Origin of the sequence: Nonomuraea sp. NPDC050536, from assembly GCF_044457685.1 — a bacterium.
GTDB lineage: Bacteria > Actinomycetota > Actinomycetes > Streptosporangiales > Streptosporangiaceae > Nonomuraea.
Genome location: NZ_JBITHD010000004.1, coordinates 215,610 through 227,911, shown reverse-complemented (window position 1 = coordinate 227,911; position 12,302 = coordinate 215,610). Strand labels below are relative to the sequence as shown.

The window sequence follows — 12,302 nt, the reverse complement described above, 5'->3', positions numbered from 1 at the left end:
CAAATCCCTCCTAAAGCAGTTAATTACTGGTCTCACGCTTTGAACGCGGTCAATGGTGTGCGGGATCTTCTCCATGCTCGGCCACTGGTTCGCGCCCGCTTCGCCGACCTGGGCGACCAGCGGTTCTGGCGCACCGACCTGCACCCCTGGCAGCTACGGGCCGCTGGAAGTGATCGCCCGCAACGGACACCCGCACACAGATCGCGTTGATCACCTTGTCGTCCCGCTCGATGCGGGCGATCGCCTCGTCGGTCAGTTCCGCCGAGGTCACTTCACCGGCACCCATGGCGGCCGCGAGTTCTTCAGCCGATCGAAAAGTCGATTCCATGAATGTGCACCCTAATGGCCTGCCACAGGCGCTCGAAAAGCCGAAAAAACTGCTTCCGAGATGTCCCGTCCCAGGTCAGAGGGGTTATCGATGGGGAGGCCATAAAATGGCGCTCCGCACAATGAGATAGATGTCTCATGCTCATCGATGCATGGCCATAGCGAGCGGGATTTGTCCAGTAGCGGAATAACTCTTTTAAAATCTTCCCATGTCAACGGGTGTAGGCCAACAGATGTTGACATCGAGCGCGGCTAGGTCAACAATCGTTGACATGCGACGGAAGGAGCACACCAGCACCGGGACCAGCACCGGGGCATCCGCTCGGTCCGCCGCTGTCTTCAGCCGCTACGTGGCCCGTGACTAACGATCTTGCGAAAGCTGGCGCTAAGGATGATCTTGGTGTTCGGTAGGGGTGTGTTCGGCCGGCTGCCGGCCTCCCCGTAGTAACCAGCAAAAAACAGCAGAAATCGGCGCTGGCAAAGGAATTCGGCATCAGCCGCGAAACCGTGTACAGCTACCTACGCGCCACGCCAGCCGAAGCCCGCACCTAGATCATCCTTAGCGCCAGTATCAAGCGCCGTCTACTCCTCAACCAAGTTCAACTTTTTGGCCCCTGGTCGCAAGATCGTCAGGAAACCCCCTTATGGATCGGAACTGCGGTGCAGGGGGCCGCGCGACGGTCCGTGAGCGTCGCTATGCGGAGGCTCTCAGGGGCTCGAGGGCGGCTAGGACGAGGTCGAGGCCGAAGATGAACTCCTCCGCCGGGTCGTAGCCGGCAGCGACGAGCGCCGCGGCGGACTCGTTGAGGTAGGGGAACTCGTCGGGAGGAAGCTGGGGCAGGTAGACGTCCTCGGCCATGTCCGCGAGCTCATCGGCGGTGTCGAACGGCAGGCTGGCTTCCTGCAGGGCGAAACCGTAGACATAGCTGTCGAGCAACCAGTTGGCGTGCGTCGCCATCAAGACCCCGAAGCCAGCCCTCCGCAGGCAGGCGGTGACCGCTTCGTGGTGGCGGAGGTTCGCGGGCCCCGGCGATGTCCGCGACTCCATCAGGCCGATCGCCCACCGGTGGCGTGCGAGAACCTGTCGGGCGGATACCGCCCGCCGTCGCATCGCCGACTGCCAGTCGGCCTCTTCGGGCGGGAGCTCGATCTCCTCGAACACGACGTCGATCATGGCGTCCAGCAACTCCTCCTTGCTCGCCACGTAGTAGTAGAGCGACATCGCGCCCGCGCCGAGCGCGCCAGCCAGCCGGCGCATGCTCAGCCCGCCGACCCCCTCGCGGTCAGCGAGCCGGACCGCCTCGGCCACCACCCGCCGCTTGCTCAGCCCCGCGTCTGACGCGACCTGGCGTTGTTCCCTCGCAGACACGGTTCTCCTCGCTCTCGAACGGCTTGACAATCGTACAGCGTACTATCATAGTACGGCGTACGACGTACGGTGTACGAGCCTGCGAGAGTCGCAGCTCGGACGTGAGGAGGCTTCGGTGGGAATCGAACAGCGATCGAATGCCGGAGCACGCCTGGTGCCGGGGGCGAGTCCGGCCGGGGCGGCGACGATGCGGGCCGCCGTCCAGTACCGCTACGGGCCGCCATCAGTGCTCGAGTCGTCCGCCGTCGGGCTACCGCTGCCCGGTCGAGGCGATGTGCTCGTCCAGGTGGGCGCGGCCTCGGTACACCCTGGCGACTACTTCGTGATGACCGGTGTGCCGTATGTGGTGCGCCTGGCGTTCGGGCTCCGCCGGCCGCGCCACGGCATCCCTGGCAGGGACCTCGCCGGCGTGGTGGCAGCGGTCGGGAAGGATGTCACCGCTCTCCGCCCCGGCGACGAGGTGTTCGGCTGGAGCACCGCCGGAACGCTCGCGGAGTACGCCTGCGTCCCGGCGGACAACCTCGTGTCCACGCCTGCAAACCTGTCGGTCGTGAACGCGGCAGCGGTGCCCACGTCGGCCATGACGGCGTTGCAGGCATTGCGCAAGATCGCGAACGTTCAACCGGGCCAGACGGTGCTGGTCACGGGCGCGTCGGGCGGCGTGGGCTCCTTCGCCGTGCAGATCGCCAAGGCTTTCGGCGCCGAGGTGACGGGTGTATGCAGCACCCCCAACGTCGACTTGGTCCGGTCGCTCGGTGCCGACCATGTCGTTGACTACACGAGAACCGACTTCACCCGCACCGAGAAGCGCTACGACGTCATCCTCGACAACGTGGAAGCCCAGCCCCTGGCTGCTGTCCGCCGAGTGCTGACGCCCACCGGCACCCTCATCCCGAACAGCGGACGCGGCGGCCGCTGGATCGGCCCCCTCGGCCGGATCGTCAAAGCGCGCGTGCTGTCCGGGTTCACCCGTCAGCAGCTGAGGCCCTTCACGTCGGTCGGGAAGCGCCAGGACCTGCTCACCCTGGCCGAACTGCTCACGACCGGGCAGGTCACGCCCGTCATCGACCGCACCTACCCCCTCGACGAAGCAGCCGACGCCCTCCGCTACGTCGCGGCCGGCCACACCCGAGGAAAGGTCGTCGTCACCGTCTGACGACCGGACCGACGAGAACGACCCAACCCGTGCGTATGCACGCCCAGACCTGCCGCCACTCCGGCGGACGGACCGCTCCTCTCGAAAGAAGAACCGATGACCAACCGAACGAACACCCCGAACCTGCTCGACAACCCGCCGATCCCCGTGCAGGCCAAGCTCGCCGCCGCATGGACCAGCTTCATGTTTCTCTACGCCTACGTCGACATCTTCAACTTCTTCAAGCCCGGCGTCATCGACGACATCCTGGCTGGCGTCGTCTTTAAGTTCGACATCAGCTCGACGCTGTTGACCATTTTCCTCGTGTCCGTGTCGATCCCGGCCCTTATGGTGGTGCTCTCCATGACGCTGCCCGCCCGGGTGAACCGCGCCACGAACCTCGTCGTGGCATCGCTCTACATCCCCTATTCGATGTTCAACGCGGCAGGGGGGACCTGGGAGTGGGCCTCTTTCTACGGCCTCTCCATCGGAGTCGAGGTGCTGCTCCTGGCCTTCATCCTGCGCTCCGCCTGGACATGGCCTCGAACCCCCGCCGTCCCAGCCGCTCCCGCGACGACCGACCTTCGACAGTAGGTATCCGTGTAAACGCGCCTCGGAAAGTCCTACGGCGTGAAGCCCGCCGCCGCGGACACCGCCGACCGTGACCAGCTCAGTCGCCGTATGCGCAGAGAACCTGCTCACGAACGGTCCGGTGTGCACATGCCGAAATGCTCAGAAGCCCACCGCTTGGGCGGTGAGTGAGAACGGGTTGTGAGAACAGATTCGGCCCGGATCCGGCTCGTCGGCGGATCGGTTGATCTTGCTCTCAGAATGGATCGTTTATGAGAACGACGAACCGCCCTGAACCCCAAGATCATCCTTAGCGCCAGTTTTCGCAAGATCGTTAGTCACGGGCCTGCGTGCCGGCCTCATCAAGCCGCAACTGCCACCACCGCCGCCCAAGGTCCGCGAAGTGACCAGGTGGATCACCAGCCATCCCGACTGCCTCACCCAGGTCAAAAGCACAGTCCGCTCCTGGAGCGGCTCAGCACCCACGTCACCGCCTTCGCCGAGATGCTCACCGGCCGCTACGGCGACCGGCTCGCCGGCGCCGACAACGACGACGTGCCGCACCTGCAATCCTTCATCCAGGGCATCCACCGCGACCACGCCGCCGTCCTGGCCGGATTCACCCTGTCCCACAGCAGCGCCACAGGCCAAGCCTTGGTCACGACGGTCATCAGCCCCCGATGTCCGGCCGCTTTCAGACGGTGCTGATCGGAGCCGGGTTCTCGGGGAGCTGCCAGCTGCCGCCGCGGTCCTCCTTCGAAAAGCGCGCGGCGAGATCGGGGACGTGCAGGAAGCAGGCCAGCGCGGTGGCGGCCTGGAAGGCGTTGATCGCACGCTGGGTCATCGGCATGCCCAGGCGCAGGAGGCGCGGATTCACTTCGCCCTGGATCTCGTCGACGAAGGGCCGCAGCACGCTGTCGTAGTTCGCCAGTGCGGTCGGCAGGTCGCCCGGGTGCCGGTTGATCTCGCCGGCCAGGACGTAGGCGCCCACCAGGCCGCCGGAGATGCCCATGCCGCTGTAAGGGGAGGCACAGTGGGCGGCGTCGCCGGCAAGGACCACGCGGCCCTTGGACCAGGTGTCGGTGCGGACCTGGACGATCTCCTGGGAGTAGAAGAAAGGGCTCGTCTGCATGCCGTCGATGAAACGCTCGGTCTGCCAGCCCGCGTCGCGGAACCTGCTCGCCCAGAACTTCTGCTGGCGCTCGACGGGTTCCCGGTGGATCGCCGAGGCCTCCTCGGACTCCTCCCGCATCACGAAGTACACCTGGGTCTCGGTCGGGTTGTGGCTGCGGCGCATGATCTGACGGCCACCCGGGACCATGTAGGTGTCCCGGATGTTGCTGTCGGACGCGATGCGCGGGATGAACCAGTAGGCCATGTGGATGCCGACCCGCCAGTACGGGTCGAAGCCCTCCGGGAGGATCGTCTGCCGGATGCGCGATCCCTGCCCGTCCGCGCCGACCAGGAGGTCGAACGCGCCGGAGGAGCCGTCGGAGAAGTGCGCGATGACCTTCTGTTCGTCCTGCTCGAAGCCGTCCACGCTCACGCCGAAGACGTACTCGGTGTCGTCCTTCGACGCGTCGTGCAGGATGCGTACCAGGTCGCCGCGCATGATCTCGTACTCGGACGTGAGGGTCTGCCGGCCCTGGCCGGAGGTGTTGGCCATGATCGTCGCCTTGGTCCTGCCGCGCGCGTCGACGAAGGCGACACCCGCCTCGTCCACCAGCTTGCCGCGGACGGCGTCAAGAAGCCCCATCCGCTCGACGGCCTCGATGCCCTGCCCCCGGAGGTCGACCTGCGCCCCGGTGGCCCGCAGCGCCGGAAAGCGTTCGACGACGGTCACCCTGTGGCCGCCCCGCGTGAGCCAGAAAGCCAGCGCCTGGCCTGCTATCCCGCCGCCGGCAACAAGGACCCGCAGGGGGTGCGCCCCCGATCCGTTTGCCATGCCCATCACCCCAAAAATCTATCAGTGAATGATTCTTCTCCAGATTCACCTGTCAGTGATAGATTTGTCAACGTGACCAAGGTGAACCGTGAGATCGTCGTCTCCGAAGCGCTCGACCTCCTCGACGAGGTCGGGCTGGACATGGTCAGTACGCGGCGGCTGGCGAAGCGGCTGGGCGTCGAACAGTCCTCGCTCTACTGGTACTTCCGCACCAAGAAGGACCTCCTCGCCGCCATGGCGGAGGCGGCAATGGCACCGCATGCGGCCGCCCCGCTGCCGATGCCCGACGACGACTGGCGCGACTGGTTCCTGGACAACACGCGAAGCTTCCGGCGCACCCTGCTGATGCGCCGGGACGGCGCACGCCTCCACGCAGGTAGCACCCCTGCCAACGACCTCGACCGGATCCGCCGCAAGATGGACTTCCTGGTCACCTCCGGAGTGCCTGAGCGGGACGCGCAGATGGCGATGCTGGCCGCCGGCCGTTTCGCGGTCGGCAGTGTCCTGGAGGAACAGGCGGACGCCGGCTCCGGCGACGGCTCGGATCCACCGGCGGACATGCCTGTGATCGACTACGAGTCGGCATTCGAGGCCGGCCTGGCCCTCATCTTTGACGGCCTGGTGCACCGCACCGCAATGCGGGCCGCTTCTCCGTCGGCAAACGAACGTTTGACGACAGGCGCCAGGCGCATCCCATGAACCCGGACATTCCAGGACGCGGGGGCGGCGCCGATCCAATCAGATCCGATGGCGATTGATGACAGGGTTTGACGACAGATAGGGGCCATTCCTCCACACGGAAGGGGCCTCGGTGGCGAACCTGGTCTACAAGCGGGTGTCGACCGCCCGGCAGAACCACGTCCTGGATGAAGCCGGGATCGAGAACCCGGTCATCTTCGAGGAGGACCCGGGCACCTCCAGCCGCTCCGGCGCCCGAAGTTCGGCGAGCTACTGACGTACGCGCGGCCGGGTGACACCGTGCACATCTCCGAGATGTTCCGCCGCCCCGCTGGGAAGACCGACGCCGTCCGCACGGCGTACCTGGAAGGCCGGCCCATCGCCGCCCTCGCTCGCGAACACGGCGTCAGCCGCGGCGCCATCCGCACGACCGTGGCCGACCTCATGCCCGAGCACACCGCCGTCGGCCGCGAGGATGTCCCGGCCCTGGAGCTACCGGTCACCCTCGTCATGCCGGGCAAGGTCGCCGACTTCCTCCGCGCCGCCGAGCTGGAGCCCGCCGAGCGGGCCGCGCTCGACCACGGCGTGACCGTACGGCGAGGCCAGAGCTACACCCTCCGCGTCAGCGCCATCCCCTCCGAGCACCGCGGACTCCTCGCCCGCTGCCAATCCCTCGACGGCCCCAGGGCGCCCCAGTAGTCCCGGCCCAGCGCAAGGCCCGTCGCGAGTACGAGAACGCGTCACCGTCGTTGCGGCCGCAGCCGAACCATGATCCGGTCCGTGGTTACGCCAGTTTCCGTTCGGATACTCCGCGAGGGCCAGCATTGGCTCAGAGAGGCACTGGCTCATGGGAAGAGCTTTTCCGCCACTTCATGGATTCGCTTGATGGCGTGGTCGAGGGCGCGCAACGTGTCGGTGTCGAGGTGTTGCATGATGCGGCGGTAGTGCTCGAGGCCGGCTTCGCTGATGTCGGTCATGAGGCGCTGGCCGGCCGGGGTGAGTTCGACGCGGCGGACGCGGCGGTCGTGGGGGTCTTCGCGGCGGGTGACCAGGCCGTGGCCGACGAGGCGGTCGACGATGCCGGTGACGGTGGCCAGGCCGACACCGAGGCCGTGAGCGAGGTCCTGGCCGGAGGCGGAGCCGGTGACCGACAGGAGCATGACGACCTTGAGCTGGCGCATGGTGAGGTTGGAGGAGAACAGCGGGGATTGGTGCTGGGCGAAGAATCGCCCGAGGTCACGCTGGGTTTGGGTGATCCTTTGGATCAGGTCTTCACGTTCGACGTCCACACTCACCTCTCGCTTCCTGAGAAGGTTATCAGGAAAGCCAAGGCTCGCTAAATATTTGTCTAAGGCGAAGTGTTAATGTGGGGCGAACTCTTGAAGGGACCCCCGATGACCGCTCTCGCCAGGTTGAGTCTTGCCAACCGCAGCCTTGTGATCTTGCTGGCGTTGGTGCTCAGCGCGTTCGGCGCTTTCGCGATTCCACAGCTCAAGCAGCAGTTGCTGCCCTCGCTCTCGTTCCCTGGCGCGTTCGTGGTGGCCCCGTACGCGGGGGCGTCGCCGGAGATCGTCGAGGATCAGGTGACCAAGCCGATCGAGGATTCCTTCCAGGGCATCCCCGGCCTGGAGAAGATCACCTCGGTGTCGAAGGAGGGCATGGCTCAGGTCCAGGTCGCCTTCGCGTTCGGCACCGACATCGAGGCGTCGGTCAGCAAGATGCAGCAGGCGGTGAGCCGGATCCAGACGCAGCTGCCCAACGGTGTCGATCCGCAGGTGGTGGCCGGTAACACCGACGACATCCCGGTGATGGTGCTGGCGGTGGGCGACGGCGGCGACGAGCGGGCGATGGCCGACAAGCTGCGCAAGGTCATGGTGCCGGAGCTGCAGGGCATCGAGGGGGTGCGGGAGGCGCAGGTCACCGGCACCCGTGACGAGGTCGTGACGATCACGCCGGATGCCAAGAAGATGGCGTCGCACGGGGTTTCGGCGGCGCAGATTCCCGACGTGTTGAAGGCCAACGGGACGCCTATCCCGGCGGGGACGCTGACGGCGGACAACAAGTCGCTGACGGTGCAGGTCGGTTCGCGGGTGGATTCGCTGGCGGAGCTGAAGGATCTGTACCTGACGCCGGCACAGCCGCAGGCCGTACCGCAGCAGGCTCAGCAGCAGACCGCTCAGGGCCGGCCGCAGACCGGTCAGCCTCAGGCGGGCCGGCCGCAGTCGCAGCAGCAGGTGCCGGTGCAGCAGCCGAAGCCGCTCAAGCCGGTCAAGCTGGGTGATGTCGCCGAGATCAAGCAGGGTCTGGCCGACGCCACGACCATCACCAGGACGGACGGCAAGACGAGCCTGGGTGTGTCGGTCACGATGACGCCCGACGGGAACGCGGTGTCGATCTCGGATACGGTGCGTGACAAACTGCCGGAGCTGACCAAGTCGCTGGGCGACTCCTCCGACACGGCGGTGGCGGTGGTGTTCGATCAGGCGCCGTATGTGACCCAGTCGATCGAGTCGCTGACCACCGAGGGCCTGCTCGGGCTGGCGTTCGCGGTGCTCGTGATCCTGGTGTTCCTGCTGTCGGTGCGGTCGACGCTGGTGACGGCGGTGTCGATCCCGCTGTCGGTGGTGATCGCGCTGATCGCGCTGTGGGCGGGCGACTATTCGCTGAACATGCTGACGCTGGGCGCGCTGACGATCGCGGTGGGCCGGGTGGTCGACGACTCGATCGTGGTGTTGGAGAACATCAAACGCCATCTCGGGTACGGCGAGCCCAAGCTGTCGGCGATCCTGGCGGCGGTGCGTGAGGTGTCGGGCGCGGTGACGGCTTCGACGCTGACGACCGTGGCGGTGTTCGCGCCGATCGCGGTGGTGGGCGGCATGGTGGGCGAGTTGTTCGGCCCGTTCGCGATCACGGTGTCGGTGGCGTTGCTGGCTTCGCTGCTGGTGTCGCTGACGGTGGTGCCGGTGATGGCGTACTGGTTCCTGAAGGCGCCGAAGCTGACTCCCGAGCAGGCGCGGGTGCAGCGTGAGGCGGCCGAGGCGCGCGAGCTGCGCAGCCCGTTGCAGCGTGCGTATCTGCCGGTGTTGCGGTTCGCGACGCGGTTCAAGCTGGTGACGGTGCTGATCGGGTTGGCCGTGTTCGTCGGCACGATGGGGTTGGCGGGCCGGTTGCAGACCAACTTCCTGGATTCTTCGGGGCAGAACACGATCTCGATCAGTCAGAAGATGCCGGTGGGCACGGATCTGGCCACGACGGACGCGGCGGCCAAGAAGGTCGAGTCGGTGCTGTCGCAGGTTGACGGCGTGGAGAGCTACCAGGTCAACGTGGGCGGCGGTAACCAGATGCGGGGCGGCGTGGGCGGCGGCGCCGACCGGGCCTCCTACAACGTGACCGTCAAGGACGGCCTGGACACGCCGAAGCTGGAGCAGACGCTGCGCGACAGGCTGGCGGGCTTGCCGGGAGTGGGCGAGGTGAAGGTCGGCGGCGCCGAAGCCGGCGGCCTCTCCTCCGACTCGATCCAGGTGGTCGTGCGTGGCGCTGACAGCGCGGCGCTCAACACGGCGGCCGACACGGTGAAGACCGCGATGACGCAGGTGTCGGGGTTGCGGGATGTGTCGTCCGATCTGGAGGCGAGTGCGCCGCGGATCGAGGTGCAGGTCGATCGGGAGAAGGCCGCGGCCAAGGGCGTGTCGGAGGCGCAGGTCGGCCAGGCGGTGGCGCAGGCGTTCAGGGGTGCGCCGCTGGGCCAGATCACGCTGGACGGGCGCGCTTCGGACCTGGTGCTGCGCGGTGGTGACGCGCCGTCGGACGTCAAGGCGGTGGAGAAGCTGAAGCTGCCGACCGCGGGCGGGCTGGTGAAGCTGTCGTCGGTGGCCACGGTCAAGCAGGTGGCGGGTCCGACGCAGGTGACAAGGATCGATGGTGACCGTTCTGCGACGGTGTCGGCGAAGACGACCGGCAGCGACCTGGGCGCGGTGACGCAGGAGCTGAAGAAGAAGCTGGACGCCACGGGCGTGTCGTATGAGATGGGCGGCGCGTCGGCCGACCAGCAGAAGGCGTTCTCCGATCTGGGGCTGGCGATGCTGGCGGCGATCGCGATCGTGTTCATGATCATGGTGGCGACGTTCCGGTCGTTCGTGCAGCCGCTGATCCTGCTGGTGTCGATCCCGTTCGCGGCGACCGGCGCGGTGGGCTTGCTGGTGGCGACCGATACGGCCATGGGCGTGCCGGCGCTGATCGGCATGCTGATGCTGATCGGGATCGTGGTGACCAACGCGATCGTGCTGATCGACCTGATCAACCAGTATCGGGAGCAGGGCATGGGCGTGGTCGAGGCGGTCATCGAGGGTGGGCGGCGCAGGTTGCGGCCGATCCTGATGACGGCGGTGGCCACGATCTGCGCGCTGACGCCGATGGCGCTGGGCATCACGGGCAAGGGCGGGTTCATCTCGCAGCCGCTGGCGATCGTGGTGATCGGCGGGTTGATCTCGTCGACGCTGCTGACGCTGGTGCTGGTGCCGACGCTGTACACGATGGTCGAGCGGGCCAAGGAGCGGCTGCGCCGTACGCCTGCCGAGCCCAAGCACGAGGCGCGCACTCTCACGCCGACGGGTTGATCTTCTTGTAGAGGGCTTGTACGGCGGGCAGCCCTTGCGGCCGCCCGCCGTACTGCGGTTGCGGGCCTGTGACCGGCGCTGCTGGCGAGTCGATGCCGGTGGCCCGCCGCGACGGAGCACGGGATCTTGTGGGGTTGGGTCCCGTGCTCCGTTGTGCCGCATGCCGGCCGGACCGGGTGCGTGGTGGGGTGGGGGTCGCTAATACACTGGGGCGATGTGACGTTGAAGCCGCATATCCCTGATGTCCTGGCCGCCCGGTACGCCTCGCCGGAGCTGGCTCGCCTGTGGTCGCCCGAGTACAAGGTGGTGGCCGAGCGCCGGCTGTGGCTGGCGGTGCTGCGGGCGCAGGCCGAGCTGGGGGTGGCGGTGCCCGAGGGGGCGATCGCCGCGTACGACAAGGTGGTCGAGCAGGTCGATCTGGCCTCGATCGCCGAGCGGGAGCGGGTGACCCGGCACGATGTGAAGGCGCGGATCGAGGAGTTCAACGCGCTGGCCGGGCACGAGCAGGTGCACAAGGGCATGACCTCGCGCGACCTGACCGAGAACGTGGAGCAGCTGCAGATCCGCGACAGCCTGCTACTGGTGCGCGACCGGGTGGTGGCGCTGCTGGCACGGCTGGCCAGCCTGGCCGAGCAGCACGAGGCGACCGTGGTGGCCGGCCGTTCGCACAATGTCGCGGCGCAGGCGACCACGCTCGGCAAGCGGTTCGCGACGGCGGCCGATGAGCTGCTGGTGGCCTTCCAGCGGCTGGAGGAGCTGGTCGGGCGTTATCCGCTGCGCGGGATCAAGGGGCCGGTGGGCACGGCGCAGGACATGCTGGACCTGCTGGGCGGCGACCGGGCCAAGCTGGCCGCGCTGGAGGAGCGCGTGTCGGGGCATCTGGGGTTTTCCCGGCGGTTGGTGAGCGTGGGTCAGGTGTATCCGCGTTCGCTGGACTTCGAGGTGGTGACGGCGCTGGTGCAGCTGGCGGCCGCGCCGTCGTCGCTGGCCAAGACGATCCGGCTGATGGCCGGGCATGAGCTGGTCACCGAGGGGTTCAAGGAGGGGCAGGTCGGTTCGTCGGCAATGCCGCACAAGATGAACACCCGTTCCTGCGAGCGGGTCAACGGCCTGACGGTGGTGTTGCGGGGTTACGCCTCGATGGTGGGGGAGCTGGCCGGCGACCAGTGGAACGAGGGCGACGTGTCGTGCTCGGTGGTGCGGCGGGTGGCGTTGCCGGATGCGTTCTTCGCCTTCGACGGGCTGGTGGAGACGATGCTGACGGTGCTGGACGAGTTCGGCGCGTTCCCTGCGGTGATCTCGGCGGAGCTGGATCGGTATCTGCCGTTCCTGGCCACGACGAAGATGCTGATGGCCGCGGTGCGGGCCGGGATGGGGCGCGAGCAGGCGCACGAGCTGATCAAGGAGCACGCTGTCGCGGCGGCGCTGGCGATGCGCGCCAGCGGTGTCGGCAACCGGCTGCTGGAGCTGCTGGCGGCCGACGAGCGTTTCCCGCTGGACCGGGCGCGGCTGGATGAGCTGCTGGCCGACCGGGTGTCGTTCACGGGCGCGGCCGCCGACCAGGTGGAGGCCGTGTCGCAGCAGGTGGGTCAGGTCGTGGCGGCCTACCCGGAGGCGGCCGCCTACCGCCCCGGCGCCATCCTGTAGAGGAGGCGATCCGCG

The 12,302-nt window shown here is 67.4% G+C and carries 12 protein-coding genes and 1 pseudogene; 9 read left to right on the top strand and 4 right to left on the bottom strand.

What is annotated here, in order from left to right; all coding sequences use genetic code 11:
• Window positions 1-49: 49 nt before the first annotated feature.
• Window positions 50-328, bottom strand: coding sequence for a hypothetical protein (locus ACIBHX_RS14210; RefSeq protein ID WP_397067463.1), 279 nt, complete (start codon window positions 326-328; stop codon window positions 50-52).
• A 461-nt stretch (window positions 329-789) separates the two neighbouring features.
• Here ACIBHX_RS14210 and ACIBHX_RS14205 point away from each other — a divergent pair.
• Window positions 790-879 (top strand): annotated as a pseudogene (locus ACIBHX_RS14205) (helix-turn-helix domain-containing protein); the annotation flags it as partial.
• Window positions 880-1,021: 142 nt separating this feature from the next.
• Here the strand turns inward: ACIBHX_RS14205 and ACIBHX_RS14200 are convergent.
• On the bottom strand, window positions 1,022-1,696 hold the full coding sequence (locus ACIBHX_RS14200; protein ID WP_397067462.1) for a TetR/AcrR family transcriptional regulator C-terminal domain-containing protein: 675 nt from the start codon (window positions 1,694-1,696) through the stop codon (window positions 1,022-1,024).
• Window positions 1,697-1,883: 187 nt separating this feature from the next.
• Here ACIBHX_RS14200 and ACIBHX_RS14195 point away from each other — a divergent pair, with 187 nt between their 5' ends.
• The 3 genes from ACIBHX_RS14195 to ACIBHX_RS14185 all read left to right on the top strand — a co-directional run bounded on the left by ACIBHX_RS14195 (window position 1,884) and on the right by ACIBHX_RS14185 (window position 4,109).
• Window positions 1,884-2,852, top strand: a complete 969-nt coding sequence (locus ACIBHX_RS14195; protein WP_397067460.1) for an NAD(P)-dependent alcohol dehydrogenase — start codon at window positions 1,884-1,886, stop codon at window positions 2,850-2,852.
• Window positions 2,853-2,948: 96 nt separating this feature from the next.
• Entirely contained in the window at window positions 2,949-3,425 is a 477-nt protein-coding gene (locus tag ACIBHX_RS14190) for a DUF6326 family protein (RefSeq protein WP_397067458.1), read from the top strand.
• A 387-nt stretch (window positions 3,426-3,812) separates the two neighbouring features.
• Window positions 3,813-4,109, top strand: coding sequence for a hypothetical protein (locus ACIBHX_RS14185; RefSeq protein ID WP_397067456.1), 297 nt, complete (start codon window positions 3,813-3,815; stop codon window positions 4,107-4,109).
• Here the strand turns inward: ACIBHX_RS14185 and ACIBHX_RS14180 are convergent.
• A complete protein-coding gene (locus tag ACIBHX_RS14180; RefSeq protein ID WP_397067454.1) occupies window positions 4,096-5,346 on the bottom strand; it encodes an FAD-dependent monooxygenase in 1,251 nt (416 codons plus the stop codon). The genes ACIBHX_RS14185 and ACIBHX_RS14180 overlap by 14 nt on opposite strands.
• A gap of 72 nt (window positions 5,347-5,418) precedes the next feature.
• On the opposite strand from ACIBHX_RS14180, the gene ACIBHX_RS14175 reads away from it, so the two are divergent.
• The 3 genes from ACIBHX_RS14175 to ACIBHX_RS14165 all read left to right on the top strand — a co-directional run bounded on the left by ACIBHX_RS14175 (window position 5,419) and on the right by ACIBHX_RS14165 (window position 6,723).
• Entirely contained in the window at window positions 5,419-6,045 is a 627-nt protein-coding gene (locus tag ACIBHX_RS14175; protein WP_397067453.1) for a TetR/AcrR family transcriptional regulator C-terminal domain-containing protein, read from the top strand.
• A 112-nt stretch (window positions 6,046-6,157) separates the two neighbouring features.
• The gene (locus ACIBHX_RS14170; protein WP_397067452.1) at window positions 6,158-6,301 is read left to right on the top strand and encodes a hypothetical protein; all 144 of its coding nucleotides are present in this window, start codon (window positions 6,158-6,160) and stop codon (window positions 6,299-6,301) included.
• A 23-nt stretch (window positions 6,302-6,324) separates the two neighbouring features.
• Window positions 6,325-6,723 carry a hypothetical protein gene (locus ACIBHX_RS14165; RefSeq protein WP_397067451.1) on the top strand — a complete coding sequence of 133 codons (399 nt, stop codon included), beginning with the start codon at window positions 6,325-6,327 and terminating at the stop codon, window positions 6,721-6,723.
• 146 nt (window positions 6,724-6,869) lie between these two features.
• Here the strand turns inward: ACIBHX_RS14165 and ACIBHX_RS14160 are convergent, their stop codons facing one another.
• Window positions 6,870-7,313 (bottom strand): MarR family winged helix-turn-helix transcriptional regulator, encoded by a 444-nt coding sequence (locus ACIBHX_RS14160; protein WP_397067450.1) that lies wholly within the window; start codon window positions 7,311-7,313, stop codon window positions 6,870-6,872.
• A gap of 75 nt (window positions 7,314-7,388) precedes the next feature.
• On the opposite strand from ACIBHX_RS14160, the gene ACIBHX_RS14155 reads away from it, so the two are divergent.
• Complete coding sequence (locus tag ACIBHX_RS14155; protein WP_397067449.1) at window positions 7,389-10,640, top strand: efflux RND transporter permease subunit; 3,252 nt, start codon at window positions 7,389-7,391, stop codon at window positions 10,638-10,640.
• Window positions 10,641-10,856: 216 nt separating this feature from the next.
• Window positions 10,857-12,287, top strand: coding sequence for an adenylosuccinate lyase (purB, locus tag ACIBHX_RS14150; protein WP_397067447.1), 1,431 nt, complete (start codon window positions 10,857-10,859; stop codon window positions 12,285-12,287).
• The last annotated feature ends 15 nt before the right edge of the window (window positions 12,288-12,302 follow it).

Excerpts from the sequence above, each read along its gene's own strand:
- ACIBHX_RS14180 (WP_397067454.1), bottom strand. The coding sequence starts at position 5,346 with ATGGCAAACGGATCGGGGGCGCACCCCCTGCGGGTCCTTGTTGCCGGC.
- ACIBHX_RS14190 (WP_397067458.1), top strand. The coding sequence starts at position 2,949 with ATGACCAACCGAACGAACACCCCGAACCTGCTCGACAACCCGCCGATC.
- ACIBHX_RS14210 (WP_397067463.1), bottom strand. The coding sequence starts at position 328 with ATGGAATCGACTTTTCGATCGGCTGAAGAACTCGCGGCCGCCATGGGT.
- ACIBHX_RS14155 (WP_397067449.1), top strand. The coding sequence starts at position 7,389 with ATGTGGGGCGAACTCTTGAAGGGACCCCCGATGACCGCTCTCGCCAGG.
- ACIBHX_RS14195 (WP_397067460.1), top strand. The coding sequence starts at position 1,884 with ATGCGGGCCGCCGTCCAGTACCGCTACGGGCCGCCATCAGTGCTCGAG.